Raw genomic sequence first — 25,637 nt, 5'->3', positions numbered from 1 at the left:
CTTCTTCCGTGGCCATGACCACCAGGTCGTTATTCTTCGATCTGATCCAGGATGTCGAACGTCCGGCCGCTGCCGATGGAAGCCTCCTCCGCGGTGCGCATACGTGTCGGCTTCTGGGATTCCAGCACTACGTGCTCAACGACTGGAATGGAGGCGTCAAGCGCGCACCGAATCGTGCTGGCAATTTCGACGTAACAAAGCATAGCTTTGAAAACTCGTCCCGAACGCTTCTCCCTTGCATATGTCTCGGCCGAAACGCTATGACATAAAAAAGGAGCAAGTAGCGAGAGGAAAGGCTTGATATCCATGGCTCGCCTTCCTCGCGCAAGGGGTTGAAATTGAGGAGCAATAGTCACTCCCGCCGGCGTCGGCCTCACTCCAAGCAAGGTCGGCCAGTTTTCTCTAGTCGCAGATCTCAGATCTGGATACTTGCACTCTCTCTCGCGGCTTTGGCAATAGTCGCTGTCTATACCTATTCTAGGCTCGGGTACATCCACGCCCAAACTGGCGCAATCATAGCAAACTGGACCGCCTCGAAACCAGCGGCGATTACGGGCGTAGCCTCTGTTGTGGACGGGGACACAATCGAAATCCATGGTCAGCGCATCCGCTTCAACGGCATCGATGCACCTGAAAGCCGCCAGTTCTGCAGGGATGCAAACGGCGTGGAGTATCCTTGTGGGCGTCGGTCTGCCGAAGCTTTAGACGGTTTCCTGTCCGCCTCTCGGCCGGTCGAGTGCACTTTCGTGACGTGGGATCGTTACCATCGCTTCGTTGGTGATTGTCGCCGGGCGGACGGGATGAGCGTCGCTTCCTGGATGGTGGAGCAGGGCCAGGCTCTCGACTGGCCTCGGTACAGCCACGGGGTGTACGCGAAACAACAGACCGCGGCCGAGTCAGCTAAGGTTGGAGTCTGGGTTGGCACTTTCGAAGCACCATGGGACTGGCGCGCGGAGCATGCCGACAATTCGCAGCCGGCAACGCATCGTCAACTGAGACTCCTCAACCCCGGCCAAGTAGCGCAGAGCTATTCATGCCAACCCCGACGCTATTGCTCCCAGGTCTCGTCGTGTGAGGAAGCGCACTGGTATCTCAACAATTGCTCTTGGGGCCCCAAGCTCGATCGAGATGGGGACGGAGTCCCCTGTGAAGGCCTCTGCTGATTGTTCGTGGTCCACCTTTTAGCGCCGGAGCGGCAGTAGCTTAGCTAGGGACTAGGCCGCCTCCGCCTAGCTTATGCATTTGGATGCGCTTCTATCGTTATCGTCCGGGTATCTGAGCTTCGGTGCAGCTGCGCGAGCGCAGAGAGCGCCTGACAGAACGGCTGGCTGACATTCGTTTTCGAGAATTCAACCAGTTCGTTCAATCCGGTGGCACTTGAAAGCCGCAAAGCTTCGTAGCGGCACACGGGGATCTGCCTGTTGTTTTTGAAGCGCCGGTCCGGCCCACCGCTCTTGTTCGGGTGGGCCCAGGTGTGCCCAACGACCTCAGCATCGGATGGAACCTTGCCGGTCTCAATAAGTTTGCTCGGAGCAAATTGCGTCTGAAGATCGCCATATCCGACGGCGCCGTAGCGATTTCCGTCTTTAACCAAGACAAGGTCCGGCATGAAAAAGAGCACTTGCCGGCCAACATGGATTGAAGGCGGCGTCACGTTCGAACGAACAACTTTGGGCAACGTGCTTTCAAGTGTCGTGGTCTTTTTGTCGACCAGCATGCTTGCCCCAGCGTTGCGTTTCCAAGTTGTCAGGTCCTGAATCATGCCTCCGGCCGCCACATGCCATCTTCCCGCGCAACGCGTGAGCGTTTCAAAGGCACTGACAAGGCGCCCGTAGGCAGCCTCGGCGTCCTGTTCGAGATCATAATAGAGCACGCTCACCCGGCGATAGCCGTCAAACCATCTGCCGATCAGCATGCCCGGTAGAAAGGCGGCGACGCCCAACAACGGTGCAGCACCTCCGAGCTTGGCCCCAACAAGGAAGCCCGCTATCCCCGCTAAAATCGCGAGCCCTACGGAGAGCCGTGTCCGCGATTGCGCGGCGTTGATTTCGTCGAGCACATTGGCAAACGTTTCATCGCGCATATCCATCACGTCGCCGGACTCGATCTCTCTCATCACGACGCCGTCAGTGACGTATTCTGGCGCCGACGGTTGCAGCTGTGCTTGACGCGTGTGAGCTGACTGCTGCTGGACAACCTTTTTCGTGCCGGCTTTTCCAAGCGTGCCGCGATAGTAGAGACCGCCGGCGCCCGCATGGATGTAGTGGCCTCGTGGTCCCGTCCCGATGCGAAGGCCCTTTACGCCGACAGAGACGCCAACTCCGCCCGATGAGAAGTTGAACCGGAACGGTCCGGCGCTAACCGATTTGCGAACGTAAAACCTCATCCCCTCAGCCCCCCAGCTCTATGCTGTGCACACCTAGCTCACCAGCACCCGCCACGACCTATGTCTTCGATCCCCCAGCCGGCGCAACGTCTGTTTCGCGCGACCGCTGCCTCACCCTGATTTCAATCCGTCGCCTTGCCTTCACGTCGCCGGCCTGTTCTCCGTCGGTAAGCCGGTCGCCGGGCAGTATCAGCTGCCCCCCAGACATTGGCAGTATGGTGAAACCTTTCAGCTCGGGCATGTCGCGAAGTATGCTCGTCACCGAGATCGCCCGCGCCAGTCCAAGACCGGCGTTGTCCGCGGGATGAAGGGTTCCGATCTCCACCTTATGAGCCAGGACCGGCTGAAGACCCTTGTCCATGTTCGATGACTCGCCGGACATTGCCTGCTCGTCCGTGTGGCCAATCACCTCGATAACGTCGACGCCGTATGCGGTCGCAATGTTGGCAATGGTCTTCGACAGATCACGCAGCTTCGTCTTGAAGCCGTGGGAAAGCTCGGCGCTTCCAGATTCAAAATTATAGCCGTCAAGTTCGCTGAGGCTTATGATGGGTGGCCAATCGTGTGGCTTGGCGGCAACCTTGGTCTCGTTTGCCTTCTTCAAGGCATCCGAGAGGTCCTCCGCTGTCTTGCCGGCGCCGACATAGCCATACTCCTTCAGCACCTTCATGTGCTCCATCATCACCTTGGCTTGGGTGACGTCGATATCGTTTTCGGAAAGAACCTTGGTGATCGGCGCCCTCTTCACCACCTCCTCGACCGTAAGCCCAGCCTTTTTGATCGTTTCGACGGTCTCCTTAGCCAAGACCAGTTCACGCCATTCCTGGTCGGGCACATTGCGTCCCGTCGCGGGCTTAAACGCATTTAGCTGAGCAAGCAGCCGCTTGTTTTCCTCGTCGAGCTTCCGAACTTTGTCCTGAACGGATTGAGCAAGCTTGATTGCCTCCTCAGCCTCCTTCTGTTTCTTGGCAATGATCGCCCCCGCAGCAAGCAGAAGGCAGAAGACCAAAAGGAGCATTGTCTCGGCCATCGTCAGGCCAAGTATCAGCCCACGGCCATAACCTTTTCGCTCAAAAGCGACTGATGTGCCCCCGACCTCGCTCACCTGCCCCACCAGCTCGTTCGTCTAGGCGGTTCAGGCTTCTCTGCCTGCGATGTGCCGCTCAAAGTTTGGAAGGAATCCCCTGGCGGGTTGTCGGAGATCTTGATCGTCGCCGCTGCACCGGCTCCGGCCGTAGGTGTCAATGCGCCGCCCGGCTCGATCACTACTGAACCGTTCGCGGAATGGTTCCCAGGCGAAACCTGAAGACTCTTTTGCGCAAGCGTCGCAACGAGTTCGGCCGTATCCTTGCTTTGCTTTTGCACGACCGCAGCAAGCGCTTCGGTCAGGCGCTGCTGCGCATGAACCGTCCCTGCGGTTTTCTCTGCAGCGGCCGCCGCCCGCTCAACGCCTGTCGCCACCTTCGCCACTGCTTCAGCCAGACCAGACATCCGAGCTTGCTGCTCCTGCGACGCCGTCTCGGTTTTCACCGCATACTGCGCGACGGCGCTGCCCAGGAGCTTGACCATTGGCGCCAGATCGTTTTTCAGCACCTCATCAGGAACGATCACCTTCTCCAGCTTGGTGGCCACTGTGTCAGCTTGGGCGCCGAGCTTGCTTACCGACGAGGACATCGTGCCGTTGGCCTTGTCGAGCAAATCGGCCGCAGCCTCGACACGCTGCGCGATCGACGAGAACTGACTTTCGACTTGCCCGAAGTTGTCTTTCAATGCATCGCTGAGCTTGCCTGACGCCTCCTGGACTGGCTTGATCGATTCCATCGCTATCGTGTCAAGTGCCGATCTGATGTGTTCACCGTTCCGCTTAGCCTGAGCAGCGATCTCAGCGAAGCCTTCTTCGAGCATTTGGTGGCTGACGCGGCGAAAGTCGGCAAACTCCCTGGTTACGCTCTCCATCTCGGCCCGAACTCGCCGGGTCATATCGGCGAGTTCGTGCCTGGCCGTTCGTTCAATATCCACCGGATCGCGGCGCATCTGATTGTAGAAAATTCGAAGCGCAATGCCGGTGATCGTCGACGTAACCGCAATACCAAAATTCCTGACGATGGTCTCAGTCGAGCCTTCCGAGCCGAACTGAAACAACGACACCCCGAGACTCGTCAGCGTGAACAGGAAGCCCATGTAGTAGAGATTGTCGCCGGTCTGTTCATCGTGGAGCTTTAGCTTTCCCGTGAAGGCCGACGCGCCCAAATAAAGGAACATCAGGGATACCGGTATGCCTGCCGCGACAATAGAGTTCACACCTGACAGCTTGGCGACCGCGATGAACACACAGCCGCCAAGGGTCAGCGTCGCGAAAACTACCAAGGGAAGGCCCGGGTGGCCCAGCAGGGAATTGTCGCGCTTCCTGGCCATCAGTTTAACCCCTCCAAGCCAACCAGCTTTTCGAACTCGCCATGATGGTTCTGGACCCATTGCGTCCAGAACTCGGCGTGGTCGAGCGACTGAAATGGCTTCTTTGCCCGGTCGATATATAGAATTGTGACGTCCACCCCCTCAAGCGAGGTGCCGTAGGTCCGATCGGCGGCGCTGTTGAGATATTTTTTGTAATCGAGACCAGATCGGTACTGCGAATAGAGCGCCGTATGCTCGATCATATCCGAGGCGACCACCAAATGCTTTCGGCTACCCTGTTTGGCCAAGCTGCTATCGAAGAGCGACAGTTTGATCTTCTGGATGCCCGCCATGATGGGAGACTGGCTCGCGGGGTCCGCATTCGGAATTTCGTCCGGGAGCTTGCTCAAGGGATCGCCGAAGGCGTTCTCCCACTTCTTTTGGCGCCGCGCTGGATTGTTTGTCCAACTGTCCACGGTCGAACCATCGCCCGGATTGCATCCATCGAACATTACGGTCAGATCGCCGGGAGCCGAATTCAGCGTATAAATTCTCACATAGCCGCCGGGCTCGACACGTCCGATGGTCTTGTGGAACTCGTTCTTCAGATCGGCCATCGTCGTCGCAGAAATCGGATCTGTGGCATCGACCAGAACCGCCGTCAGGCTGACAGGGCCGTCCAGCGGGCAATTCGTGTTAGCGTCGATCTGACCCTTTCCAGATTTTGACCACATCCAGGCAAAGCCGCCCAACATCGCGATTGAAAGCATGCCGAGAGCGACAGCCGCGACGATCGTGCCGGCTTGGCCTTTCCTCCTCCTACGAGATCGCCTAGCCATTGCTGACACTGTCGGGATGAAGCTTGTCTAGATCGCGGTACTGTTCGATCCCTCGCTCGCATTCCTGGCCAATCAGCCGAACCTGAGCGTTGAGTTCTTCCTGAGCCTGACGGATCGATGCGCCAACGTCTCCCTCGCTCCACTCACCATCGCTCGAGACATGGGGTCTGATACGATCCAGCTTGTAGGGCGCCCCGAAATGCTTGGGCGCTGGCTCGGTCCTGGCCTGGATGTTGGCTTCCCTGTACTTGGAGAGCAACTGGTTACAGGCCCTCTCCAATTGATCCTGATGCTGCATAAAGAGTGCCAGGAGCCTCGAACGGTGTTCGACAATGGCGCGGTGCTCCCTGCGGCGACTGCCGAGCTCCTTGACGATCTCCTCAACCTTTTCGTTGTGGTCGTCGCGAACGTCTTGCAGCTCCTCGATCAACTCCTTCTTGCGATCGATGTAATCCTCTCGCCTAGCAACCAATCGATTTTCAACGCCCGCGTAACCTGGATAAGGGTCGAGCACGAACCAGCCGTCGATAAACGCGAAAATCGAAAACATAAGACCCATCGCAAACAGCAGCCACGACTTCACGTCCATGAGGCCTGCTGGATTGGCGATCATATTGCGGATCACCTCTGCACCGGCCCCGTCTGCGAGTGAGCCGCTTACCTCGCGGTAATGGGCCAGCGCCAGGTTGATGGTCACGGCCAGGCCGACATAGATTAGGATCGAGAGAATCCCGACCAGCTTCACGAAAAAAGACCGATGGGTGACCAGGCGAGCACAGAATAGCGCCAGGAGCAAAGCGGCGCCGATGTTGATGAAAGAGAAAGCTGCGGCCTCTAGGATACCCCCAAAGAACCCCTGCTCATTACCCTTGGCAAGGAAGTTGCCGTTCATCGCGGTCTCGATGAGAAACAGGAACAGCAGCAACGACACGCGGAAAATGTGAGCTGCGCCGTGCTGCACCCGCGCCGCGCGAACCAGGCCGTGCTTCTCCTTAAACCAGACGTTCTCTTTCTCGGCGTCGTTAAGAGCCCTCCTCAATCCGTGGAGTTCATCCAGGCCGACGGCGACCGAAGCCTTGAAGTCCGAGACACTGGCCGCATTTGCCTGACGGATTAGGCCGAACTGCTCTTCGAAATCGAGGCTCGCAAGGCGCCCACTGAGGAGCTGGAGGCTGTCCTCTAGAGTATGATGTGCCGACTTCTTCTCGTCCTCGACGCGTTCGACGATAGCATGTTCGACATCGTCCAGAGTCTTAGCGACCTTTGGAGGCTGGTTCGCCTCGCCGCGCTGCTTTCCGCGGCCAGCGAGATCCATATCGCGATCGATCTTCGCGACGTCCAAACTGCTGAACAGCTGGGTGCTTGCTCGGAAATCATGGTTAGACTCGCGCAAAGACTCGCGCAGCCTGTTCAGTTTCTCGAATTTCGACCCCACGAACCGCCCCGCAACCCAACTATCGGCACCCAATCCCACCGCGTTCTATGCACAGCCGGAAGCAAAGGCAACTACGACAAATAGAATCCAGCGGACGACACACAGATGGATTCCGCATCAGCAGTCGAGTGATAGAGGACAAATTGATGACTGCGGCGGACCATAGTTGCCAAGCTCGAAGCCCGATTGTGCTCGTCTCGTTCGGCGCCTGAGGCAAGAAAGCAAGCCTATCCAGCACGGGCGCCGCTTGCGATGTTGCCGATGGCGACGAGCGTCTCCCGCATCCATGCAGGTGACTAAGGGGCGTCCGCGAAAAGTGCCTTCTTGTCGTTCGCGGATAGTTGGCTGGCGCCCACCTGCAGGGCGTCGCCGCGCACGCACAGGACCCAGATGCTGCAATGCCGGAATAACGGTGCCAGCGGCGCTGCCCGGCGCGATCAGATGTTTAGGAGATGCGTGACGCAACTCCACAACCCCCGCTTGCCGAGCATAACGCGGAGAGAAGGCCATCGATTTACAAAGACGGCAATCTGCGGCGATGATCGCTGCAAAATTGCGAAAAAACAAACTGGATAAGACGTATTTGCCCGGGACAGACGAGCAGAAGACTGCCACAGGCTATGGATCAGCTGGGCGGAGGGAACGGATACTTTTGGAGCGAAGTAACCGGTTCCCCATCTTCGGCCGCATTCGCCTAGTCGGCCGCGGCCGGTAAGTCGTAACGGGTGATGATTGCCAGCCGTCTTCGAGTTCGATCTCTGTAACTTCATTCACGACGACCGCGTCGATGCCGAGTTCCTCCAGGAGAGTTTCGAATAATTGTCGCTGCTTGTCGGGTGCTACCTGGGGAACGATGATGAGCAAACCGGCATGAACTTCCTCGCGTGCATAGAGTCTCCTGAAATCGCCAGCATGTTGGTGACGAAGGTGAAGCCCTCGGCGATGATGTGAGGCATCAGATCCCAATCGGTCCTCTCAGCTCAGTCCGACCCAGTTGACGTGTCTCGCCTCATGGCCGCGCGCCTCTACTACCGCAACAAGGGACGTGTGCAGGCGTTCGTCGACGAGGAACTTCACGCCGAAACGCGGGCCTTCCTCATTCAAAGCTGAGGGTCACCCTTCAACGTCGCGCGTTTCGAAGACGTGACCTTCAAACCCTGATCCGAGAGCTTCTTCGGCCTACCGCGAGTTGGATGTGCCGTAGCCCATATTCTGGCCAGCTCGATCATTCGCGCGGTGAGGCTTGGATAGCCCTCGAGGAGATCTTTCTCATCTGCACCCTGCGCGAGCATCGACGCAATCGTGCGAACGGGGATGCGTGTCCCTTTGAATACGGGCTCGCCGCCCATCACCCCCTTCACCCGGCCAATCATGGCTTCGGCCTCGTCGAGATCGCGTATGCGGGCATTCACCTGCTTTTGGGCTTCGGCAACGTCGACGATCAGCAGATCGTCAGCTCTCACTGTCCTGGCGTCAGGTTGGGCCTTGATCGCCTCGAACAGCCGCTGACGTCGCTCCGCCGCAAGGGTGGAACCGACGCCATACCAGAGCTTGAGGCGCAGCAGGCCCTCCCCCGTCAGCGCGCGGCGCCGAATACTCTTTGCAGGAGCGGGGGGTCTCCACTGACAGTATCGACGATCTTCTTGTCGAACGCGTTGTGAACCGCCTTGATACCGATCTGGCTCACGGCGGCGGCTTCAGCCGGGATATAAACGCGGGCGGCGGCATTCATAATCATTCTCCTTTGAGAGAATATATAAGCCGCGATCTACCCTGAGTAAGGGATATAGCTTGAAAGGGAGGCGCGGCGCGGGTCGTCGAACTGGTTGTGGCAGCATCCCGACACAGTGGGAGGGCGTGAGAGCGCTTGATCGACTGCTGCGCGGCTCAGGAAATCACTGAGGCGTGAAGACCCAGTTACTTCCGCAATGCGTGAAAAGGACCTCTTTTTCTGACATTCAAGCCTTCGACGAGGACAAGATCAAGTTTCCCGATCTCTAGTCTCCGCCTGTCAGATCGCAGTGGCCACGGCGCACCTGCGGTGGATCGGTGTCCAGTTACCAGTACCTCGTCTTCATCCGTGCGCCATCACTCGCCAATCGGAAGCTAGAGCGCTGGGCCCCGCTGCCCTCAATCGCTATGCCCGCGATAACCAAAGATCGGCATGCGTCGAGCACCGACCAGGGCACTTCATCCAGCGCCGCCGCAATATCGACAAAGCTTACCAACTCGGGAGTGAGACGGGCTTCGACCGCCCTTTCGAGCAATGAATTACGTCGGAGAACCCATGTATCATTGGTCCAATGAATTACATTGTCCCAGACGATGAAATGCGCGCCGCAGCCCGTGTCCCGCCAAACCGAGGGAAACAGGGTTAGTCCCTCTTCACGCTGAAAGATGCGCCAGGCCGGGCCTGCTCGACGGTCGAGATTGACGGTAAGTACGTCCCCGCATCCATCAGGGCATTTCATCACGATGGATCTCGGCACGCCGCGCTCCACTAGCGCAACGTCCCCCGGATGCTTGACCTGCTCGATGGCCTCGGACTGACGTTCGACCGTGCCCTTGAACTGGACCACATGCGTTTTGCTGAGCACCAACTGAACTCCCGGCCTTACCAAAGCGAAGGATTCGTCACGCGATCCAGAAGGTCAGCCGCGCACCTATATGCCGTGTCCGCTTCCGACCCATTGCCCTTGGCATAGTAAAGCAGTCCCACGCAGATCGCGACCGTGTACTCGCGCCTGGGATCGAATGAATGGGAGTTGCCTTCATCCAGGATGATCGTACGCAATGCCACGATGGCGTTGAGGCGATGCTCGGCCTTTTTGCCTTCCAGCAGATGCCCAAGCGACATCGCGAAGAGATCACCGGTATAAAAATCTTTGAGCACATTTTCGGGTAAGGGCTGCGCGGCCTGAAGATCGGGGTCGAAGGCCAGTCCAATTTCCAATCGGGCGATGTCGTGGGACAGTGGGCGGCGAGCTGCCCTGGTGAAGTCGATTAGAACCGCTTCCGCCTCCCCGCCACAGACAAACACGTTGCGCAAATTAAGGTCATCGTGAGCACGACAAACGGGATGATCGCCTATCTCCAATCCAGTCAGACGGACAAAAAAGCTCTGTGGCGACGGGCCAGCGTATCCACTTTTGGTCAACCGCTCATAGGTGCGCTCGAGGCCCTTCAGATACGCGGCGTGACGTGCGGAGGGCAGAAACTCTTGCAGAAGCAGGAGCTTTTTCCTTTCGGGATTCTGCCGCCAACGCCCTAACACAGTTTGATAGATCGCCTGGACGACTTGCCTTACATCCCGGTGGGTCACAACCTTGTCGAGGCGGACAGCATTCTCGACGAAGCGCGAGACCGCAAGCTGATGCTCAGCACCTACAACGCAACGATCCAGGCACAAAGGGGCGCATCCGCGATATGGCACCCGGTCAGCGACCACATCCCTATAGGTATTGATGTGCTCTTCCATCACGGCCGCCGGGCCTGATTTGACGATGAAGGGTGTGTGCTGCTCCAAGCCTTCAGTCTCAATCTTCCAGACAGATGCCGAGGACTTGCCACCAGTCTCTTGGGAAATTCGGATACCCGAGTAGTCATGAAACGCGCGACGAAACAGAAGCTCGATTTCAGGATGCAGCGGCGTAGGCAGACCATTGCCCTTTTTGTCGCGGATCGTCAGGCTGCCATTCAGGGAGGGGCCGCAGTGGCTGCGCGCGCAAGTCTCGGCGATATTGTCCCAATCCGTGTCAGGAAGCACGACGAGCTGCCGTAGCACGACTCCAGCCTGCTCCTTCCACTGCGCCAACACTCCTGCCCCTGAACGCGCCACAGCTTGTGCAATCGCTTCCTCGCCTTGTGTCGGAACGACTATAATGAGGACGCCGCGCTGTGCCGCCGGAGAGGCAAGTCGGCGAAGGCGTCTGACTAAATCCAACCGGCCCTCATCCGACGGCAGGGCACCAGCGAGTACGATCAGCGCCCGGGCGCCGCCGTCATCAAGGTCAGAGAGGGAAACGAGGGGCTTCACAGAAAGTTGACGGGCGGAAAATGGTCGCGGGTTCACCGAACCGCCGTCAACCAGGATCGTCGTGCGCTCTTCAGCTTTCATACTGGCGCCAGATCATTGGCCAACTGTCTCCTTTGGCCAGGGCGTTGTCTTGGGCACATACTATGCAGGTCGGATCTGACGTTGAACTGATCGCCCGTACCGATCCTTCGATTGGCCGACCAACAAGATGCCGCGCCTCCCCAGGGAATCCGGTCACCGCCGAAAGGAACATTGTGACGGCCATGGAGGAGGTCGTCGCGTTAAGGGAGATGACCGCGGGCTGCGGCTCGAAATGGCCGACGAAATAGGGGTCGCTGCGTGAATCGGCGAGAAGATCACGTCTCACCGCAGCGGGATCGAGAAGCGGATAACAGTTAAGACAGGCGAGTGACTCCGCAAGCATCTGAACCCTAGTCGACATCGCAGCGACGACACCGTCGCGGGCGTCGATGCGCACTCCAACGTCGATCATTGGCAAACGGTATTGATAGGCGAGCTGGTTGAGGACTGCGCGGCTGCCGTGCGAATCCGTGCAACACATGACAAAATCGCAGTCGAGCAAGGTCCTGGCTGCGGGCTCGTCAATAACGGATACCGGCAGGGTCATAACCTCGATGTCGCGTTTGGCGCGCTGCGACGCTTCGGCGGCGACTGCTACCTTTAATCTGTCAACGTCCTTCTGCTCTGCTCCCACCAAGCGGTTGAGATTCGTTCGCTCGACCTGTTCAGGATCAACCAAGTGCAGCCGGCCAACTCCCAGCCGAGCCAGTTCCTCAACAACGACGGAACCGGTACCGCCTACGCCGACCACGGCGACGGCAAAATCGTTGAGGATCCGCTGCCCCTCAGCGCCGAATGCTCTCACATTGCGGTCGTAGACTTCCGGAAATGGCGCCTGGTCCCCCGCGTCGGTGTCCGCCGAGTAAGATCGAACACTGCGCCCGATTTCCTGTATCCGATCGATGGTGAATGTGGTCTCGCCATTGATATCGAAGAGGCGGCCACGAAATCCGGTCGGCCCGGCGATCAAGAATCCATGCGGCCCCTGCGGGCACCGAAAATGCTGCACCGGAGCCAGCAACTGCTGCGCCGCGTCATCGACAGATGAGAACGCGAGTCTGCGTTGCTCAGGATGCGAATGGGCGAGGATGACGCCTGCTCGCTTCAGACGCGCACTTTTGAGCACGCGCGCCAGGAAGACAGGCGTCAGTGAGGCCTCTACCGGGCTGCGGGCGATGTAGTCCTCCGCAACCGGGCGGATGATCTCTCTAACAATCAACCGCGTACCGCCATCGAAACGGCCACCCGCAACTATAAGCGCAGCGGCCGTCTCAAGCGGAGCATGTGCGAGGAGGTCATCGCGGAGAGCGGCCCATTCACCCTCTCGGAAGATCAGACGGTTCATCGCGCCTCGCCCAGCCGCCGCCGGATCACATTCAAATAGGTGAGCAGATTATCGCTGTTGGGTTGCCAGGTAGAGGGATGCCAAGAAAACCACAGCCACCCTGCGGGAATTCCCGGAGTAGCCTGTTGGCCGGTGTTCTGCGGAACTCCACCGTGTTCAAGGGCAAGCGCCGGCTCCACCCAGAAGCAGTCGGGTGCGGCCTGCGGATAGCCGGCCGGCACCACGAATTTCACCCCTACCTCGGAGCGATTCCAGCCCTTTGGCAGTTGCACCGTCGGCAGGCTAACGACCGCCGCTCCCCCGGGCTGGGGTTCTAGGGTGGAGTTGGGGTGCTTTTTACTGAAGTCCTGGAAGTGCCGTTCGAGGATGGACATTAGCCAAACGTTGCCGGTGGGACAGTGTAGAAGTGCATGCCGTTCTTCAGGGTAACAGCTTCGTTGTCACCAATCTGCCGATCGGGATCGTGGCCGTGGCCTTCCAGGAACAACTGATACTGCTGGTCCTTGCCGGCAAGCTGCTTCAGCTCTGCGCCGGTCATGCTTTCGCTCGTCGCTTCGAAGTGGGCACCATCGATATTGATGGAAAATTTCGGATGATCTTCTTTGGCCATTATTCCCTCTGCAAATGTCTACAAAAAGCCTCGGCTCTTCAAAGAGAATCAGAGCGTCGCCTCGTATTTATCGTGAAAGGAGTAGCCGCAGAAGCAGGAAATCAAGTTCCCCCGCCTGTCCGACAAGCACCCCCCATCGATACAACATCCTATGTAGGGTCAGACGCAGATTTTTTCACCCCCAACCACCTGCGAGTTGCTGTCAAAGCTGTTGATGGCGCTTGTATGGAGGATCCTATGCGAACGACCTAGCCGGAGCCGCCGCCTTAAGAAACGCTCGGCCCGCTCCTCTGCCGCCCGATCGTCCAGGAAATCCCCTCTCCTTGCACGATCCCTGAGACGTTCTTGCCGACATGCCGCTCGAGCACCGGCCGCCATGGCACGAGGGTGAACTCGCGCGACTTCTCGACGACCGCGTATTTGCCGCTGGCGAGCTCGACCGATCGACGCAGCGTCCCTTCTACCCGACTTCCAGGCTTGGCTTCGGAATACGATAGTCCGAGCTCATCCGACAGCTGGCCGGCGACGCGGTTCAGCTCGCGCTGGCGGAGGATCGAAATCATGTTGGCGCGATAGACGATCCGGTCCTGCTCTTCATGCGCGAGGCCTTGCGCGATCAGCCATTGGCGCCGGCTGATCTGCGCCTCCCGCACCTCGCGGCCGAAGCCGGAGTCGCGCAAGATCTCCGGCGTGTCGGAGACCAGCTCCCGGTCGATCCAGGTGGCGCCGTCAAAACCGACCTGCCGCTCCAGCGGCATTGATGAGAGCTTGTCGACCACAACTGGCTCGGCTCTGGCGCGCTGACGCTCATGGTCGGCGACACGCTCGAGATGGTCCGGCTTGATGATCCAGGTGCCGTCCGGCTCACGCTCTACGCCGCTGGTCGTGCGGCGGATCGCCTCGAGCCGCCGGATATGGGTTTCGACAAACGGTTGGGTGGCGGAACGGTCGTGCTTCAGATGGATGTCGATGCTGTAGCGGCCTTCGTTAGCGGCGGCGATCTCGGCGATTGTGCGGTCGACCTGCCTCGGCTCGGTATTCCTCGGCGTGATCCGCACGATGCAGCCTTCGGGTGTCGGCTCGATCGCTTCGCCCCTGCCGATATCGACGTAGTGGCTTTTCCCATCCACGCCGTCGGCGATGAGGTAATGCCGGTCGTTGATTTCGTCAGCAAGGCCGCGAGCGACAACGCGGCCGACGACAGTTTGGACATTCTCTGCGGATCGATCATCCACAACATAGTCGGCGGCACTGCGGGCGAGCCCTTTGCCGGTGAGCTCGCGATGCATGGTCTTGATGATATCTCCGCGCTCGCCGACGCGGCGTAGGGTCGCTTCGAGTTCGTCATCCAGCCGCCAAGTCCCTGAGCCCACCTCCTCGGCCAGCCCCATGCGCTCGAGCTTCCTAAGGCGCCCCTGGTGCAGCGTCTGGCGAAAGGTGTCGCGGCCGTCCGGCGCGACATGTCCGTCGTCGTCGCGCATGCGCAGCAGCTGCCGGTCGATGCTCGTGAAGCGCTCCTGCTCCATTTCCTGGCGCAAGCGTTGCTCGATCTCGCGATCGGTACGCGGGCCAAGATCGAGACTGACCAGCTCGGCCGCGCGCTCGCGCAGGCCAGAAGAGATGTAGTCTCGCGCGATGACGAGATTCTCGCCGCGATCGTCCCTGCCGCGGACGATGATATGCGTGTGCGGATGACCAGTGTTGAAATGGTCGACGGCAACCCAGTCGAGTTTCGTGCCGAGATCCTCTTCCATCTGTGCCATGAGGCGGCGCGTCAGCGGCTTGAGGTCGTCATACTCGATGCCATCTTCAGGCGCGATGATAAAGCGGAATTGATGCCGGTCGCCATCCGCACGATGGAGGAAGCCCTTGCCGTCGACGCGGTCGCTGTCGGCGCCATAAAGCGCGCCGGGCTCGCCTTCGCGGGTGACGCCGTCGCGCTCCAAATAACGGAGGTGCGCACGCGCCCCGTCAACGCCCTTGCCGGCCAGCTTCACAACCCGTGCCTTGACCATCACCCGCCGCTGACGGAACGCGGCATGACGATCGCGCGCTCTCAGCACCGCGGCAGCGGCCCCGCCGCGCCCTATGCGGCTCCCAGTGAAGCGGCCGCCGCGCAGCTGTCTGCCGCCGGCGCGGTTGATTGCGGCGCGGAGCTGGCCGGCGAAGCGCTTGCCTGCCTTGGAGCCGCGCGAGCCGATTTTACCGAGCCTCGGCCTGAATTCGTCATCTTGCACGATAGCCTCCGGCTAATCTTGAGCTAAATCAGCGACTTGCGCTGATCAACTCCGCTGGAACAGGAGACAGCCTCCTGGAAAAACGATGTGCAGACAAAGACTTGCCCGCCTCTCGGAGGCGGTGTCTTTATCTTGCCTTCCGGTCGTCCCCTCCTCTCATCCCGCGAGCGCCGCCTGGAGGAACTTCCGCCGAGAGCGGGCGGAGCCGGCGCTGCCAGCACCTCAGCAAAGGTTGGCGGGGCAACGATGGCGGTTGCAGCGATGATGCCTCCCGGTCCATGATCACGAGCTGACAAGGACATAAGAGATGATGAGATCTTCCCGAAGCGAAGCAGATGCCAGCCTTCTTTCCGAGGCCATTGCCGCGCTTCGTGAGCTCGTTTCGCGCGCCAAGGAAGGCAGCGATCGATCATTCGATGATGGCCTTTCGGTTGAAACATGGCAGAGCGATGAACTGCGTGCCGCGATAGCGCGTGCCGAAGCTGTGATCGCCAAGGCGGACGCTTCTGAAGTCTGAGCCACAGCGAGGACGTCGGGGCTCCTGCCTCTCGCGCCCCTGCCCTCACCGGCCATCCGCCTGCGACGATCGCGATTGTCCTGACCCAAGCGGCACCAGAATTCCGCCGGTCGAACCGCCGGTCAAAATGCCATCCCGCGGGAAAAACAACTCACGCCCGGAGCGGATTTTCGGCGCGTTCTGGCGATGGATTTTGCCCCGGAACGCATCCATATCGGCCGCCGAAACCCCGGCAGCCTTAAGCTGCTTGAGATACAAAACCGTCTCTTTGGGCAGCGGCTTTTTTCGCTGCAAATGCGCTTCGTAGCGCTCCGGTCCGGCGTTGTAGGCGGCGAACAGGCCCGGAAAGCCGAAGCGGTCATACATGGCGCGAAGATAGGCGGTGCCGGCCAGGATATTGTCGCGCGGGTCGTGCGGATCAGCACCCAGACCGAGCTCACCACGCAGCTCCGCGTAGGTGCCAGGCATGACCTGCATGAGGCCAATGGCGCCCGCGCGGGAGGTAGTGGGACGCCCCTTCAGCATGGTCCGGCCATCGCTTTCGGCGTCCATCACGGCGTAAATCCAGGCCTCGGGAATGCTGAAGCGCCGGCTTGCCTCGGCCACGTGCTGCTGCCATCTTGCCAGTTGCGGACCTTGGGAGATAACGGCCGGCTGTGCGCCGGTCGCGGCGGAACAGGCGCATGGTGCGAACGACACCATGCCCAAGATCAGGAGGGTTACTCGGTCCATAGCGGCACGAGCCTCCCGACGATGTTTGCGGCCGGCACCGGCCCGAAATACCGGCTGTCGAAGGAGCCGGGAGCCTCGCCATTGATCAGGAACACCTCGTCAGGCCCAAGCGCGCGGCATTCGTTCCACCACGGCAAGGTTCGGCCTTGCGCGTCGGTTGGAACGCGGCGCGCGACGATCTCGCCGCCGATGATGATGACGTCGTTGAAGGCGCAGACATGCTGGCCAGGCAGTGCTGCGATGCGCTTCAGCAGCGGCACGTTGCGAGGCAGATAGCCGCGTTGGTCGGCAAGTGCGGCGACCATTTTCGGCAAGCGGACAAGCACGAAATCGCCGCTGCGAACCGCACCGAGGCCGAGGCCATAGAGCCCGATTGGCGCGCTGGCCGAGGCATTCCACACCAGCAAGGGCGTCGGGCTAGCGAATGCTGTGAAGCCGATCAGGGCAAGGCCGGCGGCCGTGGCGGCGAGCGTCTTGCCGGCGCGGATGCGCCGCAAGCGGCTGCCGATCAGATGAAGCGAAGGCCGCGCGATCATGACCGGCCTCCGCTATTTTTCTCGGACTCGGAGGCGTGCGGCCGGCCTTTCGACCAGGCGTCGAGCTCGTCGATGTGGTAGCGGACGAAGCGGCCGTGCTTTCTGAATTGCGGGCCGCCACCCTTGAGCCGCATCTTTTCGAGCGTGCGCTGCGACAGTCCGACATAGAAGGCGGCCTGCGCGGTGTTTAGGAACGGGCTGCCCTTCTTGGCGCGGGCGGCGCGTTCGTTTTCGTCGTCCATGGTGGTCCTCGCATCGGTTCAGGAAGGGAGATGCGAGGATCGGCGAGCGGGAGCGTCTGCGGGACGGGCGAAGAGTCGCTTGGGAGTTTTCGCCGCCCCTTGAAGAGGCCCCGCGCCGGGTGCGGCGCGGGGGTTTCGGTTCGGCCGATCAGTCGGCCGGGTTCCAGATGATGGCGAAGGTGTCGTCGTCATCCTGGCCGGCGGCGCGGCCGAGATTGGCGTAGAGTTTGCGCGGGCCGAACTCGGGGGCGGCGATCGACAGGCTGACATAATCCTTGCCGGAAGCCTCGCCGGTCCTGATCCAGCCGGCGCCCACCTCGACGCCTTGCGTCAGCACCCTGAAGTCGGGATGGGTGTCGGCGCTCTTCGACTGATTGGGCACGATGGCGATGTCGGCGCGGACGCTGAGCGTCTTCAACTGGCCCTTGTAGCCGCCGTTATCCTGCTTGGTGACGTATCCGATCGCGGTCATTTCGAAGTCTCCTTTTTCTCCTCGCCGGGGACCATTCCCCTGCGATGGCGGACCGTGATGGGCGCGTCCGGCCCGCCCGAACCCGAAGGGCCGAAGCGGCAGCGGAGGACCCGAGCGGGCAGCTTTTTTGAAGCGAAGCGGCGCGAGGAGCCGCCGCAGGCGGCGGGGAAAAAAGCTGACGGCCGAGGGTTTCGGGCGGGCCGGATCCGCCCATAGGTCATCAAGCCAGCGGCAGGGGAATGGTCCTTGGCGAGAGCAAAAAAGGAGACAGGCTGAAGACGCGGTCGCTGCAGCCAAGCAGAGGTCAAGGCGAGGACGGGAATGGAGACGTTCCGGTGCCGTGCCACCGCAATCGTGCCCAGTCAGCAGGAGCCGAATTGCGACCCTGGCCGGGTGCGTTCAAAGGTCAGTGTGGTGCGCGCAGCTGAAAACCGGGGCGGCGCGAAGGCTATCGCGCTTGGAATGCCGAGCTGTCGATGCAGCCCCGGCAGGCGGTGAGCGGCAGCGTTCCAATCGCCGCCGCCCGCCGTGGAAAGGATCACTCGGACACGAACAGCGGCTGGACCTTCGCCCACTGATCGGCGGTGCGGAAGCCGCCCCGATCCGTGTAGCTGGACACCGGGAACGCCATCCAGCGCGGCAACCAGCCGTCGACTTTTTGCCTGCCGTTTTCGCCGGAAAGGAAGTCGCGGATGATCTTTTTCTGCGTCTTCACCTTCTCCGATGAATTGCCCTCTGCGACATGGCCACCGCCGACATCGGCGAGCAATCGATTGGCGATTTCCCTGTCACGCAGCAAGTCGAAGAAGGCATCGTCCGGCTGCCAGTAGCCGCGCATGTCGAGGCCAAGATGATTGCCGAGCGCCTCGATGATGGCGCTGCCCGCGCAAAGAGTCTCCGCCATGACGAGCGCCAGAACACGCGCGACATCGTCATCGGACAGCACCAGCAGGCGGGCGAAGACGCTGGCGAGAGCGAAGTCGTCGCCGTGGCCGCCCGCGACTGGGCCATCCTCGTCCACCGAGCCGAGCAGCGCCAAAACCTCGCAGCGCTTTGTGGCGAAAGCGGCCTCGGCGCTGCTTGCCGCAACGCTTTCGGCAATCGCCGCGTTGGCCGCGCGCTGGTCCTCGACGCGCACCGTCCAGAGCGGCGAACCGGCAATCGCATGCGCCACCATCAAGCGGAGTGCTGCACCCGGGTGATCAAGCAAGGCGATGCGCACCGCGGCGTGACGGTGCAGATCGACATAGTTCTGCAGCGGGCCGGAAAGCTCCGGGCGCGACGGTTTTGTCGGCGCTTCGGCGTCCTCGCCGGTCTCGCCGTTCGAGCGGGCGCGGCGGGCTTCCTTGCGCGACAGATAGCCTTCGTGGCACTCGACCTCGCCGCGTTGCGAGACGGTGACCACGATCTTGCCACCCTTCTTCTTCGGCGTCTTTTCGTAATCCCATGAGTGGAAATACTGGCCGGGTTCGAGCACTGTCACCTCGGTCCAACCGGACTCAATATACGCGTCGCGCTTGGCGGCAATGGCCTCGTTCTGCTTTTGCCAGAAGAGGTCCGCATCGGCGAAATAGCTCTCCTCGCCGAACAGGTCGGAGACGATCAGGCCGCCATACTCCTCGATTGGAAACAGCGCGACCTTGGTCGAGATCGACTGGCCGCCGAACAGCCATTGCTTCAACTGCCAGCCGCGCGGTGCGTGTTGCTCGGGATCGGAAAAGAGCGCCAGCCAGTCCTTCTGCTGCGCCTTGGAGGCCATGGTGAGATGGCGCACCGTCTCGGTGTCGATCTCCTCGCGGCGATAGGCCTCGCGGATTTTGGGCAACAGATCGCCAAGCGCCAGTACCCGCTTCACCTGAGGCTCGGTGAGGCCGAAGGTGGCGGCAATGTCGGCAACGGCGCGCCCCTCCTTGATCAGGCGGGTGAACGTTTCCCATTGCGCGACCTCGTCGGGATCGTCACGCGCGATGTTTTCGATGAGCGAGGCTTCAAGCGCATCGGCATCGTCGCCGTCATCCATGATGGCGCAGGGAAGCGGCTCGGCCTCTCCGCGCTCGTCGGCTATCGCTTTGGCCGCGAAATAGCGTCGCCGTCCGGCGACGATTTCGAAGGTGTCGGGCGTGCCGTTCGGCCGCACCAGAAGCGGCACAAGCACGCCACGCGCCCGAACCGACGGCAGGATGTCGGAAATGTCGGGCGCGCGTTTGGCATGGCGCATGTTGAGCGCCGAGACGCTCAATTGATCGAGCAAAACATGGGCAAGCTGCATGGTCTTTCTCCTGTTTTTTCGGGGGGATTTTGCCCCCGCCGCGAGGCCGAAGGCCGAGCGGCGCGAGCTCCTTTTCGCGCCTCTCGGCGCTGTCATTCCGCCCTAGTCGGACGGAAGCTCGGGAAGGGAAATCGAAAGCGCGGCGGCGGCTTGCCGCAAAAGCTGCTCGGCCTCGGTGATGTGACCGGCAATCCGCGCGGCTTCGGCATAGACAGACAGCGGAAAGCGTGCGTGAAAATAGAGATCGCGCTCGATGCCGAGCCCAAGCGGTCCCTTGACGCTTTTAAGTTCGGCAAGGCTGACGCTGCCGAGTTCTGGGAAACCGAAGCCGAGATCGCAAAGGCCGAACAACGTGTCGCCATCGGCGTCGAGCTCGGTCAGCAGCCACGTCGCCGCGCCTGTCGGGTTGAATAGTTTGACGACCGGAACATGGTCGGTTTCGACTTGCGCCGCGCCGTTGGCGAGCAGGCGAGCGCGCAATTCGTCGGTGATCAGGATCATGGCAAAACTTCCTTGTGAGAAACTGGTCGATCTGGGTCAGAACAGGTCGAGCTGGTTGCGTTTGGCCTCACCGAAGAGGCCGATATCGAGCGGCTTTTGAGCCGCGCGCGGGCGCATCGGCGCGGCCATGGCAAGCTGAAGCCGGTCGCGCGTGGTGACCGGGCGAACGCCGGGAACAAGCATCTGCTCGCCTTCCGGGGTCGGCTCGGTTTCAGCGGCTACAGGACCGCGCGCGGTCATGCCGCGATGCCTTGCTTTAGCTCGCTTTCGGCATCGGCCTGAAAAGCCAGCAGGAAATCGGCGGCTTTCGAGGCGAGGCTGGCGGCGCGGAAAATGGCGCGGTTGTCTTCGCGCAGCACGGCGAGCCACGAGGCGATGTAATCGGCGTGGCGCACGGTCGGCTCGATGCCGAGCGACGAGCAGACAAAGGCCGCCGTGATCTCGGCGGTGAGTTCCTCACGCGCGTAAGGTTTGGTGCCGAACGAGCCGGAAAGGTCACGCGCGAGGCGGCTCGGGTGCCCCGTCCAGTGGCCCAACTCGTGCAAAGCGGTGCGGTAATAATTGACCTGTTCGAAGAATGCCGGTTGCGGCGGCAGCTGCACGTAATCGGCGCTCGGCATGTAGAAGGCGCGGTCGCCGCCGATGCGGATATCGGCGCGGGAAGCGCGAATAAGCGCCTCGGCTTGGGGAATGATTTCGCGTTCGGGCAGCGACTCGGGCTGGCTGTAAAGCTCGTCGTGCAAGCCCTCGCATTGCGCGACGTTGAAGACGGTGAAGCGCTTGAGGAAAGGCACCGCCTGCGGCTCGGTGTCCTCGGCCTTGGCGCGTTCCTTCTCGTCCTTCGGGATGAAACGATCGGCATGCGCGATGGTCGTGCCGTGCTCGCCTTTGCGGACATTGCCGCCAAGCGAAAGCGCTTGCCGGAAGGTGAGCCAATTCTGGCCGGGATAGCCGTGCTCGATCACCGCGCCCCAAAGGATCAGGATGTTTATCCCGGAGTAGCTGCGGCTGGTGGCGGCGTTCTTCGGTAATCCAAGGGCGGCTTTCGCGCTGCCCCAAGGCTTGACCCAAGGCACGCAACCCCGCTCCAGATCGGCGATGATGCGGTCTGTGATCTCGGAATAGAGGCTCGCCCTTTGCGCCTCGCTCCTCTTGGCTAGCACTTTTCCGCTAGCGCTGCGTTCGCCGGTTCTGCGCATGACTTGACCTCCGCTCGCCAATCTCGCCGCGCCCTTCCCCGGAAGCGGGGTGGGCGGCGAAAACGACCGGAAAGGCCCGCCGTCAGAGGTGGCCTGCATCCGCAGGACCGCAACGCCAGTGGAGGACCCTGAGCGGAACGCGAAGGGTTGCGGGCCGCCGCGGCGGGCCTAGAAGGGAGAGCCGCCCACACCGCGCCGCCGGGAAGGCCAAGCAAAAAAAGACAGCGCCGCCCGAAAGGGCGGCGACCGGCACAGCCCGCAAGGGCTGCCGCGCCAGGGGGCAAAGCCGAATGGCCGAGACCGCCTGAGCCAAGCGAAGAAAAGCGGGCTCGGTTCACGAGCACCCGGTGCGCGCCTTCAGGCGCGCAGGCGCCACTTAGGTCGCAACTGGAGTGCCAGACATCAGCTGAGACAACAGACCCAAAGATTGAATGCCTGATCACTGTTCAGTTCGCAACTCACGACCTGCGACAAGCAACATTTCACGACCTACATGCGGTTGCTGGACGCCGCGAGGACATGGCGCAGTCCATCCTCGTATCGATCCAGAGTGCGAACCGGAACGCGCCCTCAACGCGGCTCGCAGCCACCTCGACCGGGCGAATTGGATGGTGACGAGCGGCTATAAGGAGCTGTTCGCCAGCTGACGCATCAGCGAGTGCGCACGAGCGCGAGCACGCGGCCCGCGCAGCCGCGGTGGCGGTGCCCGGCAGCCGCGACGATCGCTGCGATCGACCCTCGACGCGCCCATTGCCGGTCAGCACTTGAGGCGATTTCGCATCCGTTGTGAGGTCGCCAGGCCCTTTTTGAAAGTGTGCAGCGAGTTCAACATGATTCGTCAACTGCGGTCCTGGCTGACACAGACATTCATCCGCGGCATCGATGGCTGACATCCACACAATCCATTATCCCGATGGCGTGCTCCTCCATTAGAAGACGGATATCAGGCATTGCGGCCAGCGCACTAAGGAGCGTTGTCGCGTATCCGTGCTTCGAAAAGATAGCGGAGAGAGGGGTCCTTTTTCGTGTGCTCTCAGGTGCGACGGAGTTCTATCCTGGAAGTGGTGGGACACAATCTCGGGCCTCTTCTCTTCGCCAGACGGCCATCTCGTTTTCGGATCGACGCGCGATTCAAATTGCGGGCGCTGGGGCCGTGCCGCTGGCGCGGAAAGGGCAATCGACATCTTGGGAGAGAAGTTGTCTCAGGTCGTGCGCGTGCGTTGTCAGAGAGACTCGGCCACGAAGACTGTTTGCTCGCACTCTTCAAAATTCCCGGCTCAGCTGGCTGGCAAGTCCGTCAAGGTAATGCGGGGGATTGATCAATGCACGCGGCTCGCTTTTTGACCGGCATGATCGGGACTTTAGCCGTTTTCGCGATTGCCACATACTATCTGACCGGCTCATTCACTGCAGTCCTGGTGCAGGCGGCTCTGTGCACTTTGCTTGTGCAGATCGTGTACTCGGTGGCTGTGCTTTGTCTTGTCTGGAAGCGAGGGCTTGGGGCGGTAAACCACGATCCAGACACCCCACTGGCTCGGTGGGACCGCCTCAGTGGGCACAGTACCTTCGAGCCCGCGGACCTGGACGGTCATAGCAAAGACGAGCGCGCCAAGTGTAGCCCGCGCACCGAGACAATGCTCGAATTTGGAGATCATCCCTGATACCGGAGCAGTTCGGCTGCACGATCGTGAGTGATGGAAGCTGCGCCGACCTTTACCTGACTGGACCCGGAGCTAGCGCTCCAGGATCTAACGTGCCCGCGACGTTTGGTGCTGTCGTCCTGTAAGATCGTGCAGCCGGCAATATTTCTCGCCATAGCGCCGAGCGGGCCGACAGCATGGCGTTCATCGGCTGGGCCGAGAGCGGATCGACCGCCACCGCGGTGGCGATATAGGACAAGAGGCGGCGGATGCCGCCTCTCGTCTTGACTTTATTCGCGGTCCGGATCCTTAAGCTCCCGGATCACCGCTTTGACCTTCCAGTCGCCGATCTTGGTGCGGCGTTGCGCGACCAGGATGCCGACAGCCGTCTCGTTCGCCTCGATCGCCCGGATCGCGTCCTCCATGTCGGCATACGGCCTGAGGTTTTCGATGGGGATGACGTCGCCGTTCTCGTCATAGCCGCCGTGGAGATACATCGGCGCCCGCTCCAGGCGCGAAAGCGCCCACTCCGCCTCGCGGATGAGCCGGAAGCCCTGCTTGCGCTGCCGCCAGTATTCTGCGCTGCCGCCGTCGATGGTGACGATGTTGCGATGTGTCATGGAAATCTCCTTTCGTTCTCTGACGGAAGGAGCCCGCACCGGCGCATCGAGGGGTCAAGGATCGCTTTAGCGACCGCTACGCGGCGTGCGGGGGAGCCGATTTTGTCGGCGGGCGCTTCAGCGTCCGGCGGCAAAATTGGGGGGACCGCTCGTCCTTGACGCCGGAGAGGCGGTGCCACAATGGGCAGTCAGAGAGAGATAGCCCACGGCCCCGGTCGGGGCCGTGTCCGTATCCGGCGACCAGCCGGTCCTGCGCCTTCCCACCACGTCAACGGCTGCGATTCCGCACCGGCGGCACGGCGCACGCGAGAGGATCGTCACGCGGATGTGCCCAAACCGCGTAGCGGAGAGCGCCCATCGGGCGGCGAGTTCAAGGCAGAGCTATAGCGTAAACGTAGTTCCCATCATCACCGGTCATGACGCGCCAGAAACGCCAGGAGTGAACCAGTTGACATTGTCAGAGTGGGAGACGTTGCCAGCAGCCGTGCTTTGCAGGCATTACCCAAGCCCATCCGTCCGCGTGACGTGGAAAGGATGCCCGTCGAGACGGGCGCGATGATGGGGCCTCGTTCCCTTTCCCTGAGCGTGAGGCGGCTAAAGATTGCAGTGCGCTTTGCCCGTTTCAGGCATTTGGTGTTGGCCAATGCGCGCGCCAGATGATGCTGGAACGTCGGATTGCACCGAAGACTGCCCATCCCAGCCGCGCCGCGTCAGATCAAGGGTGTAATCATAGGATCATTCATTGCGCAGGTGCGGACGGTCGGCTTCAAGTTCTGCCGGGTTCATCGGGCATCTCCGCCCGCACCACAAAGCCAGGCCGCAACAATCATGCAGTCCGGCAGACCACCGGCGCCCACAGCATCGGGCCGGTGGGGTCGCCATTGCGGCGAATGGCGTCAACCGGCGCCCACGAAGAGCGCCGGAGAGTGCGATCAGACCTGGGCCCAGCCACCATCGACGCACAGTTCGCTGCCGGTCAGGTATGACGAGTCATTAGAGGCCAGGAACAGGACGGCCTTTGCGATCTCATCGACGGTGCCGCTGCGATGCATCGGAATTTGGGCATGCACCTGGGTCTTCGTCTGCTCGATCACCTCCTCGCTCATTCCCGCTTTACGCGCCTGATCCGTGTCGATGTAGCCGGGTGCCATGGCATTCACTCGAACGCCCTTCCCGGTCAGTTCCACGGCGAGCGATCGTGCCAGCGAGCGGATTGCCGCTTTCCCCGCCGAATAGACGCTGACATAGGGACGGCCCTGTCTGCTCAGGGTCGAGGTGTTCAGGATGATCGAGCCGCCGGACGTCATGAGCGGCAGGAGCTTCTGCACTGTAAAATAAGTCCCTTTGAACGTGTTGACGATCGTGAAATCGAATTCTTCCTCCGACATGTATTCAAACATGTTTGGTCGCGCCCCGCCTGCATTGGCAAAGAGGACATCGACGCGGCCATGCTTTTTCTCGACATGGTCACGAAGCGCTTCGATGTCCGACATTTTGGAAATATCGCTGCGGATCGCGTCGGCGCCATTTCCGATACTTTGCTTCG

General features: G+C 60.9%; 29 protein-coding genes. 5 read left to right on the top strand and 24 right to left on the bottom strand.

Going from position 1 to position 25,637, the window contains the following annotated elements:
• Nucleotides 1-29: 29 nt before the first annotated feature.
• Nucleotides 30-308 carry a hypothetical protein gene (locus tag AC4FWB_RS25545; protein WP_491029007.1) on the bottom strand — a complete coding sequence of 93 codons (279 nt, stop codon included), beginning with the start codon at nucleotides 306-308 and terminating at the stop codon, nucleotides 30-32.
• A 261-nt stretch (nucleotides 309-569) separates the two neighbouring features.
• Between AC4FWB_RS25545 and AC4FWB_RS25540 the strand changes: the two genes are divergently transcribed.
• Nucleotides 570-1,163 (top strand): thermonuclease family protein, encoded by a 594-nt coding sequence (locus AC4FWB_RS25540; protein WP_491029006.1) that lies wholly within the window; start codon nucleotides 570-572, stop codon nucleotides 1,161-1,163.
• A gap of 71 nt (nucleotides 1,164-1,234) precedes the next feature.
• Here the strand turns inward: AC4FWB_RS25540 and AC4FWB_RS25535 are convergent, their stop codons facing one another.
• The 5 genes from AC4FWB_RS25535 to AC4FWB_RS25515 all read right to left on the bottom strand — a co-directional run bounded on the left by AC4FWB_RS25535 (nucleotide 1,235) and on the right by AC4FWB_RS25515 (nucleotide 7,054).
• Nucleotides 1,235-2,386, bottom strand: coding sequence for a DUF4236 domain-containing protein (locus AC4FWB_RS25535; RefSeq protein ID WP_491029005.1), 1,152 nt, complete (start codon nucleotides 2,384-2,386; stop codon nucleotides 1,235-1,237).
• A 58-nt stretch (nucleotides 2,387-2,444) separates the two neighbouring features.
• Nucleotides 2,445-3,491, bottom strand: coding sequence for an OmpA family protein (locus tag AC4FWB_RS25530; RefSeq protein WP_491029004.1), 1,047 nt, complete (start codon nucleotides 3,489-3,491; stop codon nucleotides 2,445-2,447).
• On the bottom strand, nucleotides 3,488-4,801 hold the full coding sequence (locus tag AC4FWB_RS25525; RefSeq protein WP_491029003.1) for a hypothetical protein: 1,314 nt from the start codon (nucleotides 4,799-4,801) through the stop codon (nucleotides 3,488-3,490). Before AC4FWB_RS25525 ends, AC4FWB_RS25530 begins: the two co-directional genes overlap by 4 nt.
• Entirely contained in the window at nucleotides 4,801-5,550 is a 750-nt protein-coding gene (locus AC4FWB_RS25520; RefSeq protein WP_491029002.1) for a hypothetical protein, read from the bottom strand. The genes AC4FWB_RS25525 and AC4FWB_RS25520 overlap by 1 nt, the downstream gene beginning before the upstream one ends.
• A 61-nt stretch (nucleotides 5,551-5,611) precedes the next feature.
• Nucleotides 5,612-7,054, bottom strand: a complete 1,443-nt coding sequence (locus tag AC4FWB_RS25515) for a hypothetical protein (protein ID WP_491029001.1) — start codon at nucleotides 7,052-7,054, stop codon at nucleotides 5,612-5,614.
• 819 nt (nucleotides 7,055-7,873) lie between these two features.
• Here AC4FWB_RS25515 and AC4FWB_RS25510 point away from each other — a divergent pair.
• Nucleotides 7,874-8,005, top strand: a complete 132-nt coding sequence (locus AC4FWB_RS25510; protein ID WP_491029000.1) for a hypothetical protein — start codon at nucleotides 7,874-7,876, stop codon at nucleotides 8,003-8,005.
• A 149-nt stretch (nucleotides 8,006-8,154) separates the two neighbouring features.
• Here AC4FWB_RS25510 and AC4FWB_RS25505 read toward each other — a convergent pair whose 3' ends face one another.
• From AC4FWB_RS25505 to rlxS, 8 genes are all read right to left on the bottom strand, one after another.
• Nucleotides 8,155-8,517 carry a DUF433 domain-containing protein gene (locus tag AC4FWB_RS25505; RefSeq protein ID WP_491028999.1) on the bottom strand — a complete coding sequence of 121 codons (363 nt, stop codon included), beginning with the start codon at nucleotides 8,515-8,517 and terminating at the stop codon, nucleotides 8,155-8,157.
• Between the two features lie 113 nt (nucleotides 8,518-8,630).
• Complete coding sequence (locus tag AC4FWB_RS25500) at nucleotides 8,631-8,786, bottom strand: hypothetical protein (protein ID WP_491028998.1); 156 nt, start codon at nucleotides 8,784-8,786, stop codon at nucleotides 8,631-8,633.
• A gap of 325 nt (nucleotides 8,787-9,111) precedes the next feature.
• Entirely contained in the window at nucleotides 9,112-9,651 is a 540-nt protein-coding gene (locus AC4FWB_RS25495) for a ubiquitination-like system serine protease family protein (RefSeq protein ID WP_491029076.1), read from the bottom strand.
• Nucleotides 9,652-9,668: 17 nt separating this feature from the next.
• Nucleotides 9,669-11,171, bottom strand: a complete 1,503-nt coding sequence (locus AC4FWB_RS25490; RefSeq protein ID WP_491028997.1) for a hypothetical protein — start codon at nucleotides 11,169-11,171, stop codon at nucleotides 9,669-9,671.
• The gene (locus tag AC4FWB_RS25485; protein ID WP_491028996.1) at nucleotides 11,161-12,516 is read right to left on the bottom strand and encodes a HesA/MoeB/ThiF family protein; all 1,356 of its coding nucleotides are present in this window, start codon (nucleotides 12,514-12,516) and stop codon (nucleotides 11,161-11,163) included. The genes AC4FWB_RS25490 and AC4FWB_RS25485 overlap by 11 nt, the downstream gene beginning before the upstream one ends.
• Nucleotides 12,513-12,890, bottom strand: a complete 378-nt coding sequence (locus tag AC4FWB_RS25480; RefSeq protein ID WP_491028995.1) for an E2/UBC family protein — start codon at nucleotides 12,888-12,890, stop codon at nucleotides 12,513-12,515. The genes AC4FWB_RS25485 and AC4FWB_RS25480 overlap by 4 nt, the downstream gene beginning before the upstream one ends.
• A complete protein-coding gene (locus tag AC4FWB_RS25475) occupies nucleotides 12,890-13,126 on the bottom strand; it encodes a multiubiquitin domain-containing protein (protein WP_491028994.1) in 237 nt (78 codons plus the stop codon). The genes AC4FWB_RS25480 and AC4FWB_RS25475 overlap by 1 nt, the downstream gene beginning before the upstream one ends.
• A 266-nt stretch (nucleotides 13,127-13,392) precedes the next feature.
• A complete protein-coding gene (gene rlxS / locus AC4FWB_RS25470; RefSeq protein ID WP_491028993.1) occupies nucleotides 13,393-15,363 on the bottom strand; it encodes a relaxase/mobilization nuclease RlxS in 1,971 nt (656 codons plus the stop codon).
• A 307-nt stretch (nucleotides 15,364-15,670) separates the two neighbouring features.
• Between rlxS and AC4FWB_RS25465 the strand changes: the two genes are divergently transcribed.
• Complete coding sequence (locus AC4FWB_RS25465; RefSeq protein ID WP_491028992.1) at nucleotides 15,671-15,880, top strand: hypothetical protein; 210 nt, start codon at nucleotides 15,671-15,673, stop codon at nucleotides 15,878-15,880.
• 45 nt (nucleotides 15,881-15,925) lie between these two features.
• Here the strand turns inward: AC4FWB_RS25465 and AC4FWB_RS25460 are convergent, their stop codons facing one another.
• The 8 genes from AC4FWB_RS25460 to AC4FWB_RS25425 form a co-directional block, all read right to left on the bottom strand.
• Nucleotides 15,926-16,612: a lytic transglycosylase domain-containing protein gene (locus tag AC4FWB_RS25460; protein ID WP_491028991.1), complete on the bottom strand. Its 687-nt coding sequence runs from the start codon at nucleotides 16,610-16,612 to the stop codon at nucleotides 15,926-15,928.
• Nucleotides 16,600-17,148, bottom strand: a complete 549-nt coding sequence (locus tag AC4FWB_RS25455; protein WP_491028990.1) for a S26 family signal peptidase — start codon at nucleotides 17,146-17,148, stop codon at nucleotides 16,600-16,602. The genes AC4FWB_RS25460 and AC4FWB_RS25455 overlap by 13 nt, the downstream gene beginning before the upstream one ends.
• Entirely contained in the window at nucleotides 17,145-17,390 is a 246-nt protein-coding gene (locus tag AC4FWB_RS25450; protein WP_491028989.1) for a helix-turn-helix transcriptional regulator, read from the bottom strand. The genes AC4FWB_RS25455 and AC4FWB_RS25450 overlap by 4 nt, the downstream gene beginning before the upstream one ends.
• Nucleotides 17,391-17,538: 148 nt before the next feature.
• Nucleotides 17,539-17,862 (bottom strand): DUF736 domain-containing protein, encoded by a 324-nt coding sequence (locus AC4FWB_RS25445; protein WP_491028988.1) that lies wholly within the window; start codon nucleotides 17,860-17,862, stop codon nucleotides 17,539-17,541.
• Nucleotides 17,863-18,400: 538 nt separating this feature from the next.
• Nucleotides 18,401-20,131: a ParB/RepB/Spo0J family partition protein gene (locus AC4FWB_RS25440; protein WP_491028987.1), complete on the bottom strand. Its 1,731-nt coding sequence runs from the start codon at nucleotides 20,129-20,131 to the stop codon at nucleotides 18,401-18,403.
• A gap of 102 nt (nucleotides 20,132-20,233) precedes the next feature.
• Nucleotides 20,234-20,632 (bottom strand): DUF2958 domain-containing protein, encoded by a 399-nt coding sequence (locus AC4FWB_RS25435; RefSeq protein ID WP_491028986.1) that lies wholly within the window; start codon nucleotides 20,630-20,632, stop codon nucleotides 20,234-20,236.
• A 36-nt stretch (nucleotides 20,633-20,668) separates the two neighbouring features.
• Entirely contained in the window at nucleotides 20,669-20,872 is a 204-nt protein-coding gene (locus tag AC4FWB_RS25430) for a hypothetical protein (RefSeq protein WP_491028985.1), read from the bottom strand.
• Nucleotides 20,869-21,831: an ArdC family protein gene (locus AC4FWB_RS25425; RefSeq protein ID WP_491028984.1), complete on the bottom strand. Its 963-nt coding sequence runs from the start codon at nucleotides 21,829-21,831 to the stop codon at nucleotides 20,869-20,871. The genes AC4FWB_RS25430 and AC4FWB_RS25425 overlap by 4 nt, the downstream gene beginning before the upstream one ends.
• Nucleotides 21,832-22,818: 987 nt before the next feature.
• Between AC4FWB_RS25425 and AC4FWB_RS25420 the strand changes: the two genes are divergently transcribed.
• Nucleotides 22,819-23,175, top strand: a complete 357-nt coding sequence (locus tag AC4FWB_RS25420) for an SAM-dependent methyltransferase (protein WP_491028983.1) — start codon at nucleotides 22,819-22,821, stop codon at nucleotides 23,173-23,175.
• Nucleotides 23,154-23,492: an exopolysaccharide production repressor protein gene (locus AC4FWB_RS25415; RefSeq protein WP_491028982.1), complete on the top strand. Its 339-nt coding sequence runs from the start codon at nucleotides 23,154-23,156 to the stop codon at nucleotides 23,490-23,492. Before AC4FWB_RS25420 ends, AC4FWB_RS25415 begins: the two co-directional genes overlap by 22 nt.
• Before the next feature lie 269 nt (nucleotides 23,493-23,761).
• On the opposite strand, the gene AC4FWB_RS25410 is transcribed toward AC4FWB_RS25415, so the two are convergent.
• The gene (locus AC4FWB_RS25410; RefSeq protein ID WP_491028981.1) at nucleotides 23,762-24,091 is read right to left on the bottom strand and encodes a hypothetical protein; all 330 of its coding nucleotides are present in this window, start codon (nucleotides 24,089-24,091) and stop codon (nucleotides 23,762-23,764) included.
• A gap of 932 nt (nucleotides 24,092-25,023) precedes the next feature.
• A partial coding sequence (locus AC4FWB_RS25405; RefSeq protein WP_491028980.1) for an SDR family NAD(P)-dependent oxidoreductase occupies nucleotides 25,024-25,637 on the bottom strand: 614 nt, incomplete at its 5' end.

The organism is Mesorhizobium sp. LEGMi-168a, from assembly GCF_058312955.1.
This window is presented reverse-complemented; position numbering and strand designations above follow the sequence as displayed.